The sequence below is a fragment of the Sphingobacterium sp. HMA12 genome (genome assembly GCF_002933815.1).
Taxonomy (GTDB): domain Bacteria; phylum Bacteroidota; class Bacteroidia; order Sphingobacteriales; family Sphingobacteriaceae; genus Sphingobacterium.
On the sequence record NZ_BEYR01000001.1, the window covers coordinates 1,368,989 to 1,388,922 of the forward strand.

Annotated in this window: 25 protein-coding genes and 1 tRNA gene; 13 read left to right on the top strand and 13 right to left on the bottom strand. The window is 41.1% G+C overall.

The annotated features are described in order from the left end of the window. The first annotated feature begins 27 nt into the window (after window positions 1-27). Window positions 28-1,851 (top strand): malto-oligosyltrehalose trehalohydrolase, encoded by a 1,824-nt coding sequence (treZ, locus tag HMAT_RS05840; RefSeq protein ID WP_104381832.1) that lies wholly within the window; start codon window positions 28-30, stop codon window positions 1,849-1,851. Window positions 1,852-1,911: 60 nt separating this feature from the next. On the opposite strand, the gene HMAT_RS05845 is transcribed toward treZ, so the two are convergent. Together HMAT_RS05845 and HMAT_RS05850 are read right to left on the bottom strand one after the other, a co-directional pair. Beyond that, window positions 1,912-2,430, bottom strand: coding sequence for a ferritin-like domain-containing protein (locus HMAT_RS05845; protein WP_104381833.1), 519 nt, complete (start codon window positions 2,428-2,430; stop codon window positions 1,912-1,914). Window positions 2,431-2,691: 261 nt separating this feature from the next. Continuing rightward, window positions 2,692-2,765 (bottom strand) — tRNA-His (locus tag HMAT_RS05850). 201 nt (window positions 2,766-2,966) lie between these two features. Between HMAT_RS05850 and HMAT_RS05855 the strand changes: the two genes are divergently transcribed. Continuing rightward, window positions 2,967-3,527 (top strand): DUF4230 domain-containing protein, encoded by a 561-nt coding sequence (locus HMAT_RS05855; RefSeq protein WP_104381834.1) that lies wholly within the window; start codon window positions 2,967-2,969, stop codon window positions 3,525-3,527. Window positions 3,528-3,674: 147 nt separating this feature from the next. Here the strand turns inward: HMAT_RS05855 and HMAT_RS05860 are convergent, their stop codons facing one another. Further along, window positions 3,675-3,890 carry a hypothetical protein gene (locus HMAT_RS05860; RefSeq protein WP_104381835.1) on the bottom strand — a complete coding sequence of 72 codons (216 nt, stop codon included), beginning with the start codon at window positions 3,888-3,890 and terminating at the stop codon, window positions 3,675-3,677. 233 nt (window positions 3,891-4,123) lie between these two features. Here HMAT_RS05860 and HMAT_RS05865 point away from each other — a divergent pair, with 233 nt between their 5' ends. Together HMAT_RS05865 and HMAT_RS05870 are read left to right on the top strand one after the other, a co-directional pair. Further along, a complete protein-coding gene (locus HMAT_RS05865; protein WP_104381836.1) occupies window positions 4,124-4,780 on the top strand; it encodes a response regulator transcription factor in 657 nt (218 codons plus the stop codon). 13 nt (window positions 4,781-4,793) lie between these two features. Further along, window positions 4,794-4,997 (top strand): hypothetical protein, encoded by a 204-nt coding sequence (locus HMAT_RS05870; RefSeq protein WP_104381837.1) that lies wholly within the window; start codon window positions 4,794-4,796, stop codon window positions 4,995-4,997. A gap of 41 nt (window positions 4,998-5,038) precedes the next feature. Here the strand turns inward: HMAT_RS05870 and HMAT_RS05875 are convergent, their stop codons facing one another. The 4 genes from HMAT_RS05875 to HMAT_RS05890 all read right to left on the bottom strand — a co-directional run bounded on the left by HMAT_RS05875 (window position 5,039) and on the right by HMAT_RS05890 (window position 7,542). Then, window positions 5,039-5,287, bottom strand: a complete 249-nt coding sequence (locus tag HMAT_RS05875; protein ID WP_104381838.1) for a Rho termination factor N-terminal domain-containing protein — start codon at window positions 5,285-5,287, stop codon at window positions 5,039-5,041. A 106-nt stretch (window positions 5,288-5,393) separates the two neighbouring features. Continuing rightward, a complete protein-coding gene (locus HMAT_RS05880) occupies window positions 5,394-5,933 on the bottom strand; it encodes a type 1 glutamine amidotransferase domain-containing protein (protein WP_104381839.1) in 540 nt (179 codons plus the stop codon). 128 nt (window positions 5,934-6,061) lie between these two features. Beyond that, a complete protein-coding gene (locus HMAT_RS05885; RefSeq protein ID WP_104381840.1) occupies window positions 6,062-6,796 on the bottom strand; it encodes a metallophosphoesterase in 735 nt (244 codons plus the stop codon). Between the two features lie 2 nt (window positions 6,797-6,798). Next, window positions 6,799-7,542 (bottom strand): nucleotidyltransferase domain-containing protein, encoded by a 744-nt coding sequence (locus tag HMAT_RS05890; protein WP_104381841.1) that lies wholly within the window; start codon window positions 7,540-7,542, stop codon window positions 6,799-6,801. 447 nt (window positions 7,543-7,989) lie between these two features. Between HMAT_RS05890 and HMAT_RS05895 the strand changes: the two genes are divergently transcribed. Continuing rightward, the gene (locus HMAT_RS05895) at window positions 7,990-8,223 is read left to right on the top strand and encodes a hypothetical protein (RefSeq protein WP_158655644.1); all 234 of its coding nucleotides are present in this window, start codon (window positions 7,990-7,992) and stop codon (window positions 8,221-8,223) included. A gap of 129 nt (window positions 8,224-8,352) precedes the next feature. Here HMAT_RS05895 and HMAT_RS05900 read toward each other — a convergent pair whose 3' ends face one another. The 3 genes from HMAT_RS05900 to HMAT_RS05910 form a co-directional block, all read right to left on the bottom strand. Next, the gene (locus HMAT_RS05900) at window positions 8,353-8,877 is read right to left on the bottom strand and encodes a hypothetical protein (RefSeq protein ID WP_104381843.1); all 525 of its coding nucleotides are present in this window, start codon (window positions 8,875-8,877) and stop codon (window positions 8,353-8,355) included. A 78-nt stretch (window positions 8,878-8,955) separates the two neighbouring features. Beyond that, on the bottom strand, window positions 8,956-9,567 hold the full coding sequence (locus HMAT_RS05905; RefSeq protein WP_104381844.1) for a DUF4142 domain-containing protein: 612 nt from the start codon (window positions 9,565-9,567) through the stop codon (window positions 8,956-8,958). Window positions 9,568-9,908: 341 nt separating this feature from the next. Then, the gene (locus HMAT_RS05910; RefSeq protein ID WP_104381845.1) at window positions 9,909-10,226 is read right to left on the bottom strand and encodes a hypothetical protein; all 318 of its coding nucleotides are present in this window, start codon (window positions 10,224-10,226) and stop codon (window positions 9,909-9,911) included. A 259-nt stretch (window positions 10,227-10,485) separates the two neighbouring features. Here HMAT_RS05910 and HMAT_RS05915 point away from each other — a divergent pair, with 259 nt between their 5' ends. Together HMAT_RS05915 and HMAT_RS05920 are read left to right on the top strand one after the other, a co-directional pair. Then, entirely contained in the window at window positions 10,486-11,091 is a 606-nt protein-coding gene (locus tag HMAT_RS05915; protein ID WP_104381846.1) for a ferritin-like domain-containing protein, read from the top strand. 53 nt (window positions 11,092-11,144) lie between these two features. Continuing rightward, on the top strand, window positions 11,145-11,375 hold the full coding sequence (locus tag HMAT_RS05920) for a hypothetical protein (RefSeq protein ID WP_104381847.1): 231 nt from the start codon (window positions 11,145-11,147) through the stop codon (window positions 11,373-11,375). A 130-nt stretch (window positions 11,376-11,505) separates the two neighbouring features. Here the strand turns inward: HMAT_RS05920 and HMAT_RS05925 are convergent, their stop codons facing one another. Both HMAT_RS05925 and HMAT_RS05930 read right to left on the bottom strand, forming a co-directional pair. Continuing rightward, window positions 11,506-11,985 (bottom strand): low affinity iron permease family protein, encoded by a 480-nt coding sequence (locus HMAT_RS05925; protein ID WP_104381848.1) that lies wholly within the window; start codon window positions 11,983-11,985, stop codon window positions 11,506-11,508. A 115-nt stretch (window positions 11,986-12,100) separates the two neighbouring features. Further along, on the bottom strand, window positions 12,101-12,967 hold the full coding sequence (locus tag HMAT_RS05930) for an AraC family transcriptional regulator (RefSeq protein WP_104381849.1): 867 nt from the start codon (window positions 12,965-12,967) through the stop codon (window positions 12,101-12,103). Window positions 12,968-13,129: 162 nt separating this feature from the next. On the opposite strand from HMAT_RS05930, the gene HMAT_RS05935 reads away from it, so the two are divergent. The 6 genes from HMAT_RS05935 (at window position 13,130) to HMAT_RS05960 (ending at window position 19,661) form a co-directional block, all read left to right on the top strand. Continuing rightward, window positions 13,130-13,579 (top strand): L-rhamnose mutarotase, encoded by a 450-nt coding sequence (locus HMAT_RS05935; RefSeq protein ID WP_233789124.1) that lies wholly within the window; start codon window positions 13,130-13,132, stop codon window positions 13,577-13,579. A 36-nt stretch (window positions 13,580-13,615) separates the two neighbouring features. Continuing rightward, the gene (locus HMAT_RS05940) at window positions 13,616-14,665 is read left to right on the top strand and encodes an alpha-L-fucosidase (protein ID WP_199768556.1); all 1,050 of its coding nucleotides are present in this window, start codon (window positions 13,616-13,618) and stop codon (window positions 14,663-14,665) included. A 38-nt stretch (window positions 14,666-14,703) separates the two neighbouring features. Then, entirely contained in the window at window positions 14,704-15,924 is a 1,221-nt protein-coding gene (locus HMAT_RS05945; RefSeq protein ID WP_104381850.1) for an enolase C-terminal domain-like protein, read from the top strand. Between the two features lie 8 nt (window positions 15,925-15,932). Continuing rightward, a complete protein-coding gene (locus HMAT_RS05950; RefSeq protein WP_104381851.1) occupies window positions 15,933-17,573 on the top strand; it encodes a sodium:solute symporter in 1,641 nt (546 codons plus the stop codon). Between the two features lie 60 nt (window positions 17,574-17,633). After that, window positions 17,634-18,404 (top strand): SDR family NAD(P)-dependent oxidoreductase, encoded by a 771-nt coding sequence (locus tag HMAT_RS05955; protein WP_104381852.1) that lies wholly within the window; start codon window positions 17,634-17,636, stop codon window positions 18,402-18,404. A 90-nt stretch (window positions 18,405-18,494) separates the two neighbouring features. After that, window positions 18,495-19,661 (top strand): alpha-hydroxy acid oxidase, encoded by a 1,167-nt coding sequence (locus tag HMAT_RS05960; RefSeq protein ID WP_104381853.1) that lies wholly within the window; start codon window positions 18,495-18,497, stop codon window positions 19,659-19,661. Window positions 19,662-19,750: 89 nt separating this feature from the next. Here the strand turns inward: HMAT_RS05960 and HMAT_RS27220 are convergent, their stop codons facing one another. Continuing rightward, complete coding sequence (locus HMAT_RS27220) at window positions 19,751-19,918, bottom strand: hypothetical protein (RefSeq protein WP_199768557.1); 168 nt, start codon at window positions 19,916-19,918, stop codon at window positions 19,751-19,753. Window positions 19,919-19,934: the final 16 nt, after the last annotated feature.

A 19,934-nucleotide genomic window follows, 5' to 3' on the forward strand; every position in this document is an offset into this window, starting at 1 on the left:
AAATTCTATAAATTAATCGATAATACTATGCAACATACAGGAGTTACCCAATTGGGGGTTCGCTGGATAAACAATCAGGCTCACATACGGGTATGGGCGCCAATGGCTACTTCGGTAAATTGCCTGTTAAGCGAACGGGAGATTATCTTACCGCTGGAAAAGCAGAAGTATGGATACTGGTATACCAAAAGCGATCAGCCCCTGCGTAATGAGCGGTATAAAATTATAATTAATGACAAAGCCTATCCTGATCCCGCATCCTTATACCAGCCCGAAGGGGTCCATGGTCCTTCAGCAATGATAGACTTGGCCTACTCATGGACAGATCATAATTATCTCGCTCCCAAACAACAAGAACTTATTATCTATGAATTACATGTAGGCACCTTCAGCGCCAGCCACAGTTTTTATGGCGTCATTGAGCGCATTCCGTACCTAAAAGAACTGGGTATAAACGCGATAGAATTGATGCCGGTGGGGCAGTTTGCAGGTGAGCGCAACTGGGGATACGACGGGGTCTACGCCTTTGCAGTACACCATTCCTACGGGGGAGCACGGGCTCTGCAACAATTAGTTGATGCATGCCATCAGGCAGGTATCGCTATTATTTTGGATGTGGTTTATAACCATTTTGGCCCCGAGGGAAATTATTTACCTGCTTTCGGCCCTTATTTTACAGCAAAGTACCATACACCTTGGGGCGAGGCCGTGAATTATGATGATGCGTTGAACCACGGTGTTCGGGATTTTGTATTGGCCAATATACGGATGTGGTTTGAAGACTTTCATATCGATGGCTTACGGATGGATGCTGTCCATGCAATCAAAGATTTTGGGCCAGCACATATCCTGCAAGATATCCGGCGGCTCACCGAGGACATTGTAACCAAAACCGGGAAACAACGTTACCTATTTATCGAATGCGATCTAAATGACCGCCGGTTTTTGGATCCATTGGAGGTAAATGGTTTTGCGATGGATGGGCAATGGCTTGATGAATTTCACCATGCGCTACGGGTTGCAGCTGGCGAGGAAAGAAAAGGATATTACAAAGAGTTCGAAGGCGTCAGTCATCTTGCAAAAGCCTATCAAAACGCTTATGTATTTGACGGCTGTTATTCCAGCCATCGTCAAAAATTCTTCGGAACAGATAGCACTGGAATAACAGGAAAACATTTTATTGTTTTTAGTCAAAATCATGATCAGGTAGGCAATCGGATGTTGGGTGAGCGGAGTAGCGTTCTATATAGTCCAGAAACCACCAGATTGATGGCTTTAGCTGTATTTCTATCGCCTTATATTCCACTACTGTTCATGGGAGAAGAATGGGGCACAAAAAAGCCCTTCCTTTATTTCGTCAGCCATAGTGACCCAAAATTAGTAAAAAATGTACAGGAGGGCAGAAAACGGGAATTCGAAGCGTTCCAGATCCAAGGCGCGGTACCTGATCCACAAGATAATGCCACCTTCCAACGTTCGGTATTAGACTGGAAAGAAACACAAATTGAGCCATACCGACAACATTTAGCTTACTATAAAGCACTTATCGATTTGCGTAAATCACATCCCATAATAAAGAACCTGCGCCGGGAGGAGCTCACGATGGAATGCTTGACAGGACAAGGGGTATTGATATTGCGCGCAGAAAAACAACAAGTGAAGATCTTAGCTGTGATGAATTTTTCGGGAGAGACACAACATATCTATTTGAATGAAGATCAGCTATGGGAATTGATTTTTCACAGTCAGATGATAACTGCAGAAATGCCAGGTATTGAAGGGATGCAATCTGTTCATAAACTCACTATCTCTGCATGGACAGGACTGGTATTTCAAAAAGAAAAAAGTTAAATTGTCTGTCGGGGTGATAGGTTAAATAAAAATGCCCTAATTACGGGCATTTTTATTTTGTTAAGATGCGGATTCGTTAACACCTGACATAGCTATTTCTGTCAATAAGGTATCTGTCTGTTTTTCTTCATCTAAAGTTTGTTGAAGCAACTGCTCAGCCTCGGTATGTTCCATCAATTTTGCATATGTGACTAAACAGCCATAGCTGGCTATTTCATAATGTTCAACCTTCTGTGCTGCTGAAATAAGGGCAGCATCTAACGCTGGATCACCTTCAAAATTCTCTATAATTTCTTCTGCTTCTTCTAAAAGCCCTTCCATGGCTTTGCATTTCTTACCTCGAGCAGCCTTTCCCAGTGATTTAAATACATCTTTCAGCCGTTCTATCTGAGCTTCAGTTTGACTATAATGTTCGTCAAAAGCCTGTTTGAGCTCTTCATTATTGGCCGCTTTACTCATCTTCTTCAATCCTTGTAAAAGCTGCTTTTCCGCGCCAAGGATATCTTTTAATTCATCCACGAATAATTCATGCAAATGCTCATTGGGCATCTGTTGATTGTTTTGATTTGATGTTACCATAATTCTGATTTTTTATAAGAGGAACAGTGCTTAAAATGGTATAGTTTTGATTCTTTTTTTTTAAAATTGATTGTAGTATTAATCTTTTATTTCAAAAAGCTATGTTTTGTTCCTTCTTACTGCCACTCCTTGATCCGGGTATCCAAGATATCATTTTGATAATTATCTAGCTACTTGTCTCCAAGGCGCGAAAACGGATATAATATGGGGAATAGTATCGAAATGAAAAAGGCAGATCATTTTATTGATCTGCCTTTTTTGGGTAAGTAATCGGGCTCGAACCGACGACCCCTAGAACCACAATCTAGTGCTCTAACCAACTGAGCTATACCTACCGTGATTTTGATGTCACAAAAGTAGCATTATACCCCATATCCTCCAAATGTTTTTTAAACTTTTTAACTAAACAATTGTCTATCAAATGGTATATTTTTACTGAAGTATATTGAAAGGCGATAAAAGATAATATTCGCGTAACATTTTCGGTTCAAATGACCATAATTGGACCTTGGTCTATTATTTGCATTATATTATTTATGGGAAAATTTTTAAAATTTTTAGTTGTCGTAGCCATTTTGGCAGTAGGAGCTTGGTTTGTCTATCAAAAATATAATAGCGGACCGAGGGTGGAAAGCAAGCACCAGCTTTTAGTTGACCGTATTGAAGCAATGGGCAAATTGGAACTGGTCAAATACCGCTACAGTGATGTAGTCGAACACAAAAACATCAACACATTCTTGCCTACAGCAAGTGTATTGCTTATTGTTAAGGCAGATGCGGTAGGTTGTGTGAACTTAACAAAACTTACACCTGAAGATATCAAAGTGGTAGGAGACTCGGTATCCATTAAGTTGCCTGCTCCCGAGATCTGTTATATCAAGATCGACCACGAAGCGTCAAAGGTATATGATACCAAGATGGCTTTTCTTAGAGAGGCTGAACTGGTTGACGAAGCTTATAAAACCGCTGAAAAAGCAGTAGCTGATGATGTCAAAAAATCCGATATCTTGCAACAGACCAAAGCAAATGCGACGACGGTATTTAAACCTCTATTGCAAGGATTAGGCTTTTCGAAGATCAACCTGACCTTTGAATAAATATATATCCCAGCAATAGACTATAAAAAAGCTAGACACATACGTGTCTAGCTTCCTACAATAAATCTACTCAAATCGTCTCCCGACGGAAGAGCATACTAATTATGCTATTATCGGATGTTGAACAACAATCAAATAAAAATAGTTTTATTTTTTTGAAGATGTGTCGGGTTGAGGCGTAGGCGGGATATCACCTCGGGATTCACTTGAATTTGTATCCCGATATTGGATTGTTGTCGTGTCATTTGGCACCGAATCCCGCATTAATTCATTTGATTTTTGTTCATTGGTTTTACCATTACATCCGTAGATCGCCAATAAAATGGATGTTATCGCCATAAGGACTTTCGCTGTCTTCTTCATAATCTATTCTCTATTTAAATTTTCTAACAGGGTTTCAATTTTGTTACTGTCTTAATCATAGAACAGTTTCAAACTAAGAGTCGTTTAACTTTTTAAATTTAGTTTTTTTAGTTACCTATTTGACAAGATTCGTCTCGCCTCCCGCTGTCAACGATATTGTATTAAAAAAACTTTTTACAGTTTACTTATGTTTCTATTAGTGGAGACAGTAAGGTCAAAAAAATTAGAAAATTATGATACAGTTAATGCTTGTAGACGACCATCATTTAGTAAGAAATGGTTTTCGACTAATTTTGGAGTCTCAAAAAGATATAGCTGTATCAGATGACGTCGAAAGTGCGGAGGGTGCTTTGGACTTGTTGGCAAAAAATAATCTTCCGGATATGATTTTAACAGATTTAAAAATGGAGAAAATGGATGGCATTACATTTATAGGACGTACCAAGGAAAAATATCCGCAGATTAAAATACTTGCTCTTTCGATGTTGAATGATATACAAACTGTTTTTGAGGTGTTACGTGCTGGTGGAGACGGTTATCTCGTCAAAGACAGCTCAGCCGATGAGATGATCTTTGGAATTCGCCAAATCATCAACGGAGAAAAATATCTAAGTGTTTCATTAGGTCTATCTTGTATTGAGAATTACAGACTATACATGGAAAATAATCCGGATAAAGGATTTATAATGACTAAATATGATCTCTCTGAACGAGAATTGGCTGTGCTTGAACTGATTTCGGAGGGTTACACCAATGCCGAAATCGCTGATCGTATATTTTTAAGTAAACGTACCGTGGAAGGACATCGCCAGCGCCTGATCGAAAAAACAAGAACAAGAAACACGGCCGAATTGGTCAGATTCGGTTTTCATAATATGCTTTTACATTAATAAAAAAATAATTATGGCAACAAAAAATGAAAATAGATTGGTCGGAAAGGAAATGGAGAAAAAGAAAAAAGTGAAACTTGGCGCTGATGGTGAAGTGCTAAGGGATGTAGATCATCAAGATAGAGGCGATGCTGAAGCAGGAGTAGATCCGCAGATTGACCAACTGAATGATATGCCAAATGATCCCACGGACCGGCCCAAAGAAAAAAGGAAATAAAGAAAGTCGCTTCAATAGGCGACTTTCTTTATTTCCTTTTTTTAATTTTTCCCCTGCTTCTCAATGGCCTTGATCAACTCATCTTTGGTCATATCATGCCGACCAATGATTTCAAGTTTTTTGGCCATTTGCAAGAGTTCATCTTTTGTTTTATTGGCGTTGCCATTTTCGGCGCTTCGTTGAGCCGATGAACCTTTTGTGTTACTCTTGTTCATGCTTTTTGCTTTGTCGGTGTTGCCATGTGACTGTCCTTTGGAAGTGTTGCTGGCAGAACGTTTTGCTGTGTTCATAATATTTTGATTTACATGTTACTTATTAGCTGAACAGCTTAGTGGGCCTAAACGTTGACCGATTTACTACGTGAAGATCGTGTACTTCTACGTCTTTTTAGAGAATCTATGCCCTTGCAAAAGCTTTAATAATTGCTTTATTGAATTCAGGTAGATCATCAGGTGTACGACTACTTATTAGCCCCTCGTCAATGACAACGGCGCTATCTTCCCAATTGGCACCTGCGTTGATTAAATCTATTTTAATCGCTTCTACCGAAGTTATTTTCTTGCCTCTAACGAGATCTGCGTTGATTAGAAGCTGTGGGCCATGGCAGATGGCGGCGATTGGCTTATTACGTTCCCAAAAAGCATTAATTAATGCAATAGCAGTTTTGTTGGTTCGAAGTTTATCGGGATTGATGACGCCGCCGGGAAGCAGCAGGGCATCGTATTTATTTTCCTCTGCCTCCTGAAGCGCGACATCGACAACATACTCTTTAGACCATTCATCTCCTTTTTTTGAGCGGACCTTATCCTTCGCAGGTGATATAATATGCGTTTTGGCACCCGCATTTTCAAGTGCTTCCTTTGGACTGCTCAATTCAATTTCTTCAAAACCATCAGCAACTAAGATGGCGATTTTTTTGTCTTTCAATTTTTCCATTTAATGAAATCTTAGTGTTCTTATACTGAACGGTTATCCTTAGTGGAAAGTTTGTATTAATCTCAAATTAGGCTAGACATGATTTGCTATTGCATTGTCAATGCCTAGATAAGGGTTCCCCTAAAAAATCAGATATCTACCATAGCGAAACTTGTCCCATCTCCATGATGGGCCTGCAAAACGGGAACGGCAACATTGTAAATAGGAATACCTGCGGGCGACTGGGCCTTGAATCTGCCGGCATGAGCATGTCCATGGAATGCGGCAGCAACATTACGGCGTTGAAGCGGTTCCATCAGATGAGTCGAGCCCAAAAAAGGATAAATCTCTTTGGGCTCGCCAGCTACGGTCTCCGCAATCGGGGCATAATGAAGAAGAGCAACCTTTGTTATATCCGTGTATTCCTGCTCGAGCCTAGCTAGGGCTCGATCTAATAAGAGGGATTCATTAACGGCCTCTTGGACGAAGCTTTTCATGCCATCTTCACCAAACATCGAAAGCATATAGCGGTCAAAGCCCCCACCAAAGCCCTTGACACCTGCAAAACCGATATCCTCGACCACAATCGCTTCGCCGTCCAAGACCGTAACTTTGTTATCCGTTAGAATCTGACGAATCTGTTTTTGACGGCCTTTTTCATAGTCGTGATTGCCCAAAACCGCGATAACCGGAAGTTTTAGATGCTGTAATTCCGTAACCAGCATTCCGGCTTCCTCTTCGTCACCCGTGTCGGTCAGATCGCCACATAAGAGCAGGACCTTGGCTTTCTGCGAAATCTCCTCAAATATCGTTTTCCATTTTCCATGCTGGCTCTGATTCATATGAATGTCACCTATTGCTGCAATTGTTGTTTTCTTTGTCATGGTTATACTGTTTTTATGGTATATGACTTATAATCCCAGTCCTTAATATCAATTTGATATTGTGTCTGATCAATTAATGGCCCCAAACATATTTTTTCGAGACAGGGGGGAAGCTCATATTGTTCCTGAGCACGTCTGATCAATTTTTCAAACAGATCGCGTGGAATAATATCCCGATAATCATGAGGATATGTAAACTGGAATATAATCATCTGCGCAAGTAAAAGATGCCAGTGTTGGTCCATACGCATGAGTAAGTGATCCCAGTCAAACTGTTTCCCATAGCGGAGCCACAGATGATTGATATCAGCACTATCATGACGTTCCCTATTCTGTACATATAATTTGCACCAGACAAGTTCTTCGGCCGGTATATAGCGCACCTGTGTATCAAATAATATCCCTTCGGGTGCACGATCGTACCAATCCTGTTCCACCGTGCAATTATGATTAACACTATCGAATATAATATCAACAAAATAGGGCGCCTTATGTATTTTGGCAAGCCAGCGGACATCCGTCAATTCGGTCTGATAACCATTGGCCGCAAAATGTTTCAGGATATTTGGATATTCACTGCTCTTGCAAAAAATATCAAGATCCTTGGTGGGCCGGATAATCCCGATATAATGGAACATCGCCAGCCCGCCACCGATCATAAATTGGCTGCCACTGGTATGCAACAGCTGTAGTGTATCCTTGAAGAATGTAATGCACTCCTCAGGGGGATTATCAAGATCTATCATAGTATCGTTTTTACTTTAAACAGCCTCTCGATTTATGTAGTTTGAATTTGGATCGTGAAAACGTATTCCACACATGTAACGTAAGTATAAGTACTTGATTTCGACTTGTGGGCAAACTGACTTAACGCTGATTGATGTTCTGTTAAAAAAATAAGCTGCATTAACAATAGATCGGAATAGAACAGCTTTATTTTTGCGGATCAGATTCAGATAATGAAAACTAAAGAGAAAAATAATGGAAAGTTTATTCAACAAGCTCCTATGTCATTATGTTCCTACCTCAGGTCATTTTATTCGTCTACTTTTGAAATTTCGAAAGTGAATTTTTGCAGATGGCAGAACCCAAACCCGTGGACGCGCTGCATGTGCAAACGGAAAGAGCTGGTCTTTTAAAGATTTAAAAATTATCAACTATAAATTTGACATAAAATGAAAAATTCAAAATTAATGATAAGCGTTCTAAGTATAGGATTTATGCTCAGCGCATGTCGCGACAGACCGAATAAAAGCGCTGAAGCTAAAGATAATACAACCGCGGCGGACACCTTAGAGACAAGCCACGGTGTGCCGCTAGATAATATTCATCGTAGTCGCCCTGCGGATTCGATCCTTAAAAGCACGGCTACGAAAGAACAAGGTGTTCCTTTGGATAACCTTGACCGTGATAAGAAAGGAGAATAACTGTGGAGTTGCGACCGTATTGGAAGATGGATTCGAGATCTTTTCGGCGGAAAATAGGATATTTTGCAATTTTCCAAAAGACGTAGGTCTACCTGTTATTCATGACACTAGACGATGGACGGACCGTCCCTAAACTTCACTTGTTTCACACGCGTCTTTTTCTTCAGAACGATAATAAAGCCAACCATGTAGATCTTCGAATTCCTCAGGTTTGCTCAGATCGACAATTGTATGGAGTCCCAACTCCAATGATTGTAGGCTATCGGCATTAAGCTTATGTAATGGATAATATAGGGCATGTTCGTTTGGCATATCGACATTTCCTTGTAGCCATTTGTAACCTTCCGCATGCAGATTGTCAATCAGTGTATCGGTGACGGCACTTAGATAGCGTATCATTTTTTTGATCCACAAACATTCATCATCCAGATGATCAGGATAATATTCTTGCGTAAAGTCCAGTATCAACTGTTCCCCTTCATCACTCATTCCATCCCGTATCATAGCAAGGCCCATACTGCGAACTTCTTCCTGGTAATAATCATTAGCGTAACGGAAACTGATTTCGCCGGCAACCGGGCTGGCTTCAATTTTTGCACGTAAAGCCATCTGCCTGTTTAAAAGTTGGTGGATATAATCGAATGCCTGTTCCATAATTGTTTTTATTTAATAAGGAGGAGGACAAAGCGTTAAACTTTGTCCTCAACATTGGAAAGTTGGCGTAATATATTATTATTTCAAACTGGGTCTGACTGGTTTTAATTTGGCCGGATTGGCAGCGCCGGGACTTGTCTTTTTTAGCGTATCTTTTGGAGTGTTAATGTTCGCGGGTTGCATATTCTTTACTAGATCGAGATGTTTCTGAAAAGCTGGAATTTTATCAGTTGCAAATTTACGCAGATCTACATCTGTTGTTGCCATACCGGTGCTTGCATCCTTAAATAGTGTGATGGCATCTTGATGACTTTTGGCCATCAGGTCAACATAGGTCCGATCAAAGTTGGCTTGATCAGCATTGTTCAATTCGTCAATCAATTGGCTGTAGTTTTTATCGGGTGTACGCAATTGCCAGTTTTTATTTTTTACCAATGTAGCCAGTTCGTTGCCGGCTGCTGTGTGGTCATCAACGATCATCTGTGCATATTGTTTGATATTTTGATCCTGCGACTTGGCCAGCGCAATATTAGCAGCCTGGATTTCGAAATTATTACTTGCTATCGCTTTGCTTGCAAAATCAATATCTCCAGCCTGAGCCTGGATCTGGGTGCTGTCCTGTGCGTGGAGGACCATACTCCAGGTCATGATGGCTATACATAAGCCAACAATTCTTAAAATGATTTTCATAATGTTATAATTTAATATTAACGATTCTTTCTGTTCCGCGTATCGCTTTTTTGATACCTAAGTGGCAACCAGAATTAAAACAATACCTATAATTATTGATGTAAACATATGCGCTTCTTTTAATGGTATACTTGCTTGAGGAACATAACTCAATAGCTTAGCGTTTTGAAAACTATAATTTTACGTATTTAAAACGAAATTGGAGACTGATACGCAGTTCCATCGTAGAAGTGCGTTGTCTTCGGAATACGGCCTGTTAGAATCGTTTTGGATTTAAAACGAGGCTATTAAGTTAAATTCATTTTCCTGAATATATATTGGCCGTTTACACTTCTTTACTGTTAAATTGTCTTTTCATTTAAGTCTGTGAGCGAATTCCGAGGTTCAGTGGGAACATCTTCAGCACCGTCCGTGCTTTCGTCAATTTCCTGTTCATCTAATTCCGGAACTTCTTCCTGTATCCCCAGATCTATTTCTTCTGAGTCTAAGTCATCCGGTTTAATCTCTGGTTCATCGTTGGGATCATTTTCCTGCAATTCTTCTTCAGGCCACTCTGGTATATCGGCCGGAAAATCCTCTGGACTGAGCTGGCCTATTAGTGCGAATACGATAAATAGTATACCTTGACACCGTTTATGCGCTGATTGGTTTTTATACATCCTATTTTAGCATTAGTTTACTTGTTTGAACCGTCGCCATCTCCCTATAGTTAAAGGAACTAGTACCCATTCGAGATCGGTTTTTACGCAACAGTTATGTATTTTATGCAATGCGTCTTTACCACCCCCAAACGTGTTTTTACTATTAATGATGAATATATGCGTGTTTTAGCGATTTTCCATACTGTAAGATGAACGAATGGAATCTTGCGTCTGTTTAATTAGTGAACCGCTCTTTGAGCATAAACATGTTAGAACTATGGCAACAGTAAACGCAAACAAAAGTAAAACCACGGAAAACAAAGCAAAAGCAACATCGACCAGTAAAACAGCTTCAAAACCCGATGCTACTGAAACGAAAACAAGGGCCAAACCCGATGCTGCCAAGGATCTGGCTGCACTATTCGAAGATGGTTTAAAGGATATCTATTGGGCAGAAAAAGCGTTGACAAAGGCCTTACCCAAAATGAGCAAAAATGCTTCGTCTGAAGAATTAAAAGCGGCCATTTCCAAACACCTGAGTGAGACCGAAACGCATGTGGACCGATTGGAACAATGCTTTGATAGCTTAGGCCTGAAGCCGAAAGCAGAAAAATGTGAGGCAATGGCGGGATTAATAGCGGAAGGGGAAAGTATCATCGAAGAAACTGCAGTCGGTGCTGTCCGTGACGCTGGAATTATTGCTGCGGCACAGAAAGTGGAACATTATGAAATAGCGACTTATGGGACGCTGGCGGCTTTTGCAAAGGTATTGGACCATAAAGAAGCGTTGGATCTGCTATTGATAACATTAGCTGAGGAAAAGCAATGCGATCAGGATTTGACAACACTTGCTGATACAAACCTAAACTCAAATGCTGAATAAGAATAAAATAGAAGGATTTTGAACTTTTCAAATGATTACTAAAAACGTATATTATGGCATTAACGACAGGAAACGAAGGTGAGATCACCAAGAAAATTGAACAACAAACGTCTAAAGTTCCCTCTGCACTATTTTTAGGTGCAGCATTACTTTCTATGGGTGTATCAGCGGCATTGAAATGCATGATGCACGATAAAACTGCCCTGTTCGTTGGGCAATGGGCGGCCCCTTTTCTATTATTAGGCATCTATAATAAAATAGTCAAAACGGAGGGGCACGACTAAGCCCAACATGAAAAAGAGAGTTAGCTTAAAATGACTATTGGGCTCAATTAAATTGAGCCCATTTTTTCAAGATAAAGGTATGGAAGATTAAAAAAAACAATCAACAGGTTAATTGCTGTGTTAGGAATTATTATTGTTTAATGGATTGATTGTTTTCCTTCCTTTCTCGACGGATTTTGCTTTTAAAGTCGTGATTTTCTTGAGCTGCGTCGATAGAGTGGGTACAAGTAAGATCATTCTCTTTAAGCGCCAGTCTGGCAATGTGGGCATAAAACTTTGCAAGTTGATCTAGCTCTGCCTCACTTAGATTTTCTAAATCTACCATCCGATTACTTGTGCCTTCATGCGAAGCAATTAGTTCATTTAGTTTGAGATGGATAGCCTTGGAATCTTTGTTCTGAGATTTCTGAATAAGAAACACCATTAAGAACGTCACTATCGTAGTCCCTGTATTAATCACCAGTTGCCAGGTCTCTGAATAATTAAATATAGGTCCACTTGCTGCCCATATGATAACAGTAGAGGTGGCCAGGATAAACGCCGCTGAACTTCCGGTCGCATGTGTAGCCCAGTTTGAAAATCTTTCAAACAAATTTTTCTTCTTTTTCATATTCCCTTTGTTTCCATATAGACGATAGTTCTGAGCAATCGGTTTGATCTTTTTTTATCCACAGTCAGTTTTAAATCTCAGATAACATTTATCGCTCATGAGGGGACAATTTATTTTAACGTCGCAACGCGAATCTATAACTGCTCGGCGTAATCCCTTTGATGGATTTAAAAATCTTGTTGAAATTGGAAAGACTATTGAAACCACAGGCAAAAGCAATGTTAGTAATCTGTAATTTGTTTTCAGCAATCAGCCGACATGATTCACTGATACGTACCTCGTTTACAAATTGCACAAAAGTTTTTTGTGTACGGGACTTAAAATACCGGCAGAACGAATGCTTGGACATATTTGCCAAAGTCGCAGCTTCATCCAACGGAATTTCGTTTGAAAAGTTATTGAATACAAACTTAAAGATCCGGTCAATTTTATCATTATCCGTCGAACTATAATTGTGTATATACCCAGAACTTGAAAGGCACACATATTCGTCTGTTGTAATCAGCAATTCGATAATCTCAAGAAGTAAAATTGTTTTTTGAATACCATAGTCGAGACGGATTATCTGTTCCAGTTTGCGTTTCAGTTGTTCTTTTGTCTCTCCCTGAAATAAAAGACCTCGTTTTGAGGCGGTAAGGAATGTCTCTATTTTGTGTGTTTTGAAAAGATGTCCTAAGACCTCGACCATTAATTTAGGTTCGATATAAAGTGCCATTGAACGCGACACTTCCATCGAATCTCTATCCATGCTATCATTATGCCATACGTGGGGCAGATCAGGTCCTAAAAAAGTCAACTCATCCGTTGAATAACTATCTATACTGTCACCTATAATCCGTTTACCTTCACTTTGCACAATGTAAGTCATCTGGCAAGCACGATGAAAATGGAATTCGGTAGAAAAAGATGGCTGACAAACCTCCTTTGTTGCGAATGTCGCTATTTCTGATCCCTCTAATATTTTCGTGAAAACGGGTTTCATTTACTTGGTTATTATTTTTTAAAGGAATTTAAATATAGCCTATTTTATCTTTAATATAAAATATTGAAGCAAGTACCGTTAATATAGTGTCAATATTGAGCAATCCAGGCATAGTTTTATTGTATCCAGAATAGTAGTTTAGCAGATGTGTATAAAGTAACAATGATGACTAAAAACCTAAATATACTATCGAAGAAATTTTTTTCGGTTACGCTTTTCATGTTATTATATGCAATGACATTTTTAGCTGCGAGCTGCGGAAAGCACGTGTCGGTCAAACGCTATGCTTCCATTACAGGTCTAAAAACAGATAAATTGAGCTATTACAAAAAGCTGCATGCCGAAGCGTGGCCAAGAGTGCTTCAGAAAATTAAGGAATGCCATATTCGTAACTATTCTATTTTCTTGAAGGAAGTCGATGGAAAACATTATCTATTCAGCTATTTCGAGTATACCGGAACAGATTTTTCGGCCGATATGCAACGGATGGCATCAGATCCTGAAACACAACGCTGGTGGAAAGAAACAGACCCCTGTCAAATGCCGCTCCCAGATGCCCATGAAAAAGGCGCTATCTGGTCCGATATGGAAGAGGTATTCCATACTGATTGAAGCAACATATTGAAATAAAAACTTATACTAAATTAAATGATGAAACAGCAGTTATTATTTTGCTTAACCCTTTTTCTAATAGGCTCGAAGGTGTTTGCCCAAACGAAAGCTATCGTGCCTACTGCGGCTGATAAACCTAACCGATATCAGCAAGAGCAGATTGACCGCAAGTATGGCATGTTTATCCATTTTGGTATGAATACTTTCCATGATCAGGAATGGACGGATGGATCGAAACCTCCAAGTTCGTATGCCCCAACAGCGATCGACGTAAAACAATGGGTATCAACTGCAAAAGCTGCCGGCATGAAATATATCATATTAGTTAGTAAACATCACGATGGTTTCTGTCTATGGGACAGTAAATATACAAGCTATGATGTGGCGAGCTCAGCAAATAAGACAGACGTTGTAGCGGCATTGGCAAAGGAATGCCGAAATCAGGGAATTCGCCTTGGACTTTATTATTCCTTATGGGACCGTAAGCAAAATGGAAATGTAAAAGACTGGACAGCAGACAAAGCGTATAATACCTATATGGTTAACCAGTTGAACGAGCTGATCGACATCACCAAAAAATATACCGACATTGTTGAACTTTGGTTAGATGGCGGCTGGGAAAAGGAGAATTACAGATGGCCGGCACAGGAAATCTATACTTTGGTCAAAAGCAAATCACCACAGTGTCAGGTCGGCATCAATTGGAGCATTGGCAGCCCTGAAAATGTAGATAAGCATATGGTGCTGCCCAAAGATCAGCAAAAGCTATTCCCGATACGTTATTTCCCGAGTGACTTCCGTTTGGGAGACCCGTATCTACCTGCCACACCTGACCCCAAGCTTTTTGCCGCACAAGGTAATACATACTACATGCCCTTTGAAACAACGGTGGTATTGGGAGAGCGCTGGTTTTATAACACAACAGATAAAAAATACAAAACGCTGGGTGAACTGGAGCAAATCTACCGGACAGCAACTGCCCAGGATAATATCCTGATCTTAAACGTCGGCCCAAATAGGGCCGGACGTATTAAAGAGACTGATGTTGATCTGCTACTTAAGCTAAAAGAAAAATTGAAACTATAATTTTACCTATCCAAAAATTTTAAAAAAAACGAAATAGAATGATTTCAACCTACGATATTCAAGACCGCCGATTTCCTTTAGGTACTGGAGCAGGGAGCGATGCTGTACACAAAGATCCTATATATTCCTATGCCGTCACACGCTTGAAAGATGACAAGGGACGTACTGGAACTGGACTAGCTTTCACGATAGGCGCAGGAAATGAATTGGTCTGTCGGGCAGCATCTTTCTATGCCGAACGCCTCAAAGGAATGCCGATCGAAGAACTAATGGCAAACTTTGGCATGATGTTCAACACCTTAAGCAACGAGCAGCAATTTCGATGGCTAGGGCCACATAAAGGTATAGTGCACTTGGCATTGGCTTCGGTTACAAACGCCTGTTTTGACTTATGGGCAAAAACGCGTGGTGTACCGCTTTGGAAACTGTTAATAGATCTGTCACCTGAAGAAATTGTTAACACACTGGATCTTTCCTACCTGGAAGATGAGCTTACGCGGGAAGAGGCCATTGCGTTAATTGCCGAAAATTGGCAAAGTCGGCAAGAAAGAATGGATATAATCGAAAAGGGGTATACCGGTTACGATACCTCTGTCGGCTGGTTTAACTATTCAGACCAACAGGTTCGTGAAAACTGCAAACGCGCAATTGCCAATGGCTTTACAGCCATGAAGCTAAAAGTAGGCAGTGAAGATCCGCTCCGCGATATCAGACGAGCACATATTGTTCGGGAAGTAGTAGGAGATCAAGCTACTGTCATGTTGGATGCAAACCAACAGTGGACTTTGCCACAAGCATTGACCATATGTCATGAACTCAAAGCGATGAATCCTTATTGGGTGGAGGAACCCACCCATCCCGATGATATTGTTGCACATAAAATACTGGCAGATACCATTGCGCCAATAAAGGTCGCTATGGGCGAACATGTACCCAACCGCATTGTATTCAAAAATTATTTGCAATTGGGTGCAACGGGTTTTGTACAGGTGGACGCAGTGCGTGTAGGTGGTGTAAGTGAGTTTATCAGTGTCAGTCTCCTTTGCCGTAAATATGGTATCCCTGTGGTTCCACATGTGGGGGATATGGGGCAACTACATCAGCATTTAGTTCTGTTCAACCACATTAGCCTTGGTCATCAAGCATTATTCCTTGAACACATACCGCACCTAAAATCTCATTTTGCACAGCCTGTGCGGATTGAGAATGGTGTTTATCGTACAGCAATGGAGGCTGGAAGTAGTTGTGACTTAATATAGCATAATTTATGTTAGGAATTATAGATTTAGGTATCGCGATCGCTTACATTGCCCTTATTTTGATCGTGGGTATTCGTGCCGGCATAGGAGGCGGCAAAAAAAATACAGGTACGGCTGAAGGTTATTTTCTCGCTGGAAAAACCCTACGGTGGCCAGCGATCGGACTTGCGCTGTTTGCCACCAATATATCAACTGTGCACCTTGTAAGCCTAGCGCAAAGTGGATTTGATACCGGTTTGCTCAATGGTAACTTTGAGTGGATGGCGGCATTTACATTGGTCCTGTTAGCTCTTTTCTTTGTGCCGTTTTATCTTAAATCTGGCGTAGCAACCCTACCTGATTTTTTAGAAAGAAGGTATGATCGCTCCAGTAGAGACTGGTTGACTTTTATCTCCATTGTGTCCGCTATTGTGATCCATATTGCCTTTTCCATGCTAGCGGGTGGCATTGTACTGAAAACACTTTTTGGATTCAATATGTACATGAGTATCACAGTAATATGCATAATCACGGGAATATATACGATACTTGGCGGACTGCGCGCGGTAGTCGTTACAGAATCCATTCAGACCATTGTTTTATTAGCGGGGGCATTTATTATCAGTTTTGCCGCATTCGATCGTATAGGCGGTTGGATGCCCATGAAAGATATACTTGCCGGAAGCGGGGCGCTTGACCGGCTGTCCATGCTCCGCGGTACCGGCGACAGTAGTGGAATGCCTTGGTATGCCGTATTCTTTGGTTATCCCATTTTGGGAATCTGGTATTGGTGCGCTGATCAAACAATTGTTCAGCGTGTGTTGGGCGCAAAAGATGATAACCATGGCCGGGTCGGCGCCCTGTTCTGTGGTTTTCTCAAAATTTTACCCGTATTTATATTTGTGCTGCCCGGACTGTTTGCTTATACCCTGTTTAAAAGTGGACAGCTCGATCTTCATAGCTTGGGGGTAGATGCGGCTGGCAACGTGAATTCCAAAGGAATATATACATTGATGATAACGCAATTGTTACCTTCCGGTCTGATCGGTGTACTAGTAGCAGCCTTGCTGTCCGGTCTAATGAGCCAGATTTCGGGCGCGCTCAACTCCATCTCGACCATGGTGAGTTATGATATCTTCAAACAGCGGAAACCAGAGGCTACGGACAAGCAGCTGATTCGTATCGGAAAAATATCCGCTGTGATCGCGATGGTTTTTTCTTTGTGCCTATTGCCGTTATTGGATAAGTATGAAAGCATTTTTAATGGTATCAATGATGTGATCGCCCATATCGCCCCCCCAATAACCTGTGTTTTCCTTTTGGGGGTATTCTGGCGGAAAGCCTCTGCGGTATCTGCAAAAATGACTTTATGGATCGGATCATTTTTAGGCATGGGTGTTTTTATTATCAATAAGATCTTTCCACATTCCTGGATTGGACAGACACCGTTTATGATGATGGCCTTCTATCTTTTCTTGGTCTGCATGCTTATGCAAATCATCCTATCGTATCTATATCCGGTACAGCATAGTACTGAAAGCGAACTGCTTTACTGGAAAAGTCCATTGGAGCCGCTTCGTGGAGCCGCATGGAAAGGAATCGGAAATTATCGTGTTTTAACCGGTATATTACTCCTTATTGTCACAATGTTATATGTAATTTTCAAGTAAATGCTTACTTGTCGTATTTTAGATTCCTGAATTAATTGAATAACCTTTTATAGATTTATTGTGAACGCATTAAAGGATAAAGTGATATTGATCAGCGGTGGTACTGCTGGAATTGGTCTTTCATGCGCTCAAGCCTACGCAAAGGCAGGAGCGAAGGTTGCTTTTATTGGCCTGGACCAAAGTTCCGTCGCTGCAGCAGTCGAGCTGCTGGGGGCTCCGCATTTGGGTATCTGTGCAGATATATCCCAAGAAGAAGATGTAAAGGCAGCCGTCGATCAGACTATAGCGACTTTTGGCCGGCTGGATGCTATTCACAACAACGCAGGGTTGGCGAGTCCGTCAAAACCTTTGCATGACACCAGTGTACAGGAGTGGAGCCAGCTGTTTGAAATCAATGTAAAAAGTATTTTGCTGACGACCAAGTATGGCTTTCCCCATCTAAAGGACTCCGGCGGATGCATTTTAAATACAAGCAGTCTAGTGGGGGAGATCGGCCAGGAAAATCATGCTGCTTACGCTGCGACAAAAGGCGCTGTCAATGCGCTGACCAAAGCGATGGCAATAGATTATGCGGCGTTGGGAATAAGGGTGAATTCAGTTATGCCGGCCGCAGTCATGACACCTATGCTTCAGCAATGGGCATCCGAGCAGCCGCAGCCTGAACAGATTTTTGATTTTTTAAAAAACATTCACCTCCTGGGGTATTGTCCGGAAGGAGATGTCATTGCAGATGCATGTATCTTTTTGTTATCCGAAAGTGCCCGTTTTATCACAGGGGTGAACCTGCCTGTCAGCGGTGGGGCCGAGCTCGGCTACCGACGGAATACATAGGATATTATTGGATAAATATCAAACTATTTTCAAATTATATAGTATATTTGGCGCGCAGATAAATCACTGCCAATATTTAATACATCAATCATGAGCCAAAAGTTTACATACAATACACGATTTCCCGCTGTTGAAGATTTAAGAAGACAGGCAAAGAAAAGAATCCCAAAATTTGCATTTGACTATCTAATAGGAGGTGCTAATGAAGAGCTAAATCTCGCCCGGAATGAAAATGATTTTGATCATATTTTATTAAAGCCGCAATATCTTCAAGCGAGCGAGGAAATCGATATGTCCGTAGAGCTCTTTGGTCGCCGATACAGTGCCCCATTTGGCGTTTCGCCAATCGGTTTGCAAGGCTTGATGTGGCCTAATGCACCGGAAATCTTGGCAAAAGCTGCCGCAGAAAATGATATCCCCTACATCTTGAGCACAGTGTCAACAAGCAGTATTGAGCGCATCGCTGAAGTATCACAGGGCAAGGCGTGGTTTCAACTTTATCACCCAACAGAAAATAAATTGCGCGACGATATCCTAAGACGTCTGACAGAAGTAGAATGCCCTGTACTTGTGGTTCTGGTCGATGTTCCTGCCTTTGGACTTCGGTATAAAGAGATTAAAAGCGGTTTGTCCATGCCTCCAAAGATGAATATTGCAAATATTCTACAAACATTTGCCTGTCCAACGTGGGGTATTGAAACACTCAGACATGGCATCCCATCTTTTGCAACGTTAAAGCCTTATATGGAAAAGGGTCTGGACCTGGCCCAACTGGGACAGTTTATGAACAGAACCTTTACCGGAAAAGTAGATGTCGAAAAGATCAAAGCCATTCGCGACTTATGGAAAGGACCACTGGTATTAAAGGGTATTGCAACCGATGAGGATATGCAGGCTGCCATCGCACTCGGGGTAGATGGTGTCATCGTTTCCAACCATGGCGGAAGACAGCTTGATGCCAGTGAATCATCCATCAATTCATTGATTCATCTTGCAGGCAATCCGGAATATAAAAACAAAATCAAGATTATGCTGGATGGTGGTATCCGCTCTGGTGTAGACCTAGCCCGTGCACATGCTGTTGGGTCTGAATTCAATTTCATGGGAAGACCATTTATGTATGGTGTTGGTGCCCTAGGGAAGGTAGGCGGTGAACATACGATCAATATGTTCAAGGCACACCTGTTTCAAGTGATGAAACAGCTCAGCATTTCAAAAATAAGCGAATTCCCAAAACGTTTGCAGAAGGTATTATAACCACTTTTTACAATCATTAAAAAGGCCGAATTAAACACCATTTTCTGTGTTTAATTCGGCCTTCTTGCATACCGGTAGTGCTGATTTTATTACCAGTCTATTGTACGATTGTCATTGTCGCCAAGCCCCCATTGTTCACCGACCTGACCGTTAGAGTCTTCGGGTCTTGCACAAGCAGATCCCGCAGCGATACCTTGCTCAAGTTCGATCATTTGTACCTTAACCTCTGGGGCGATATAGGCAATTTTCTTTTTCATAGTCTTTTATTTAATG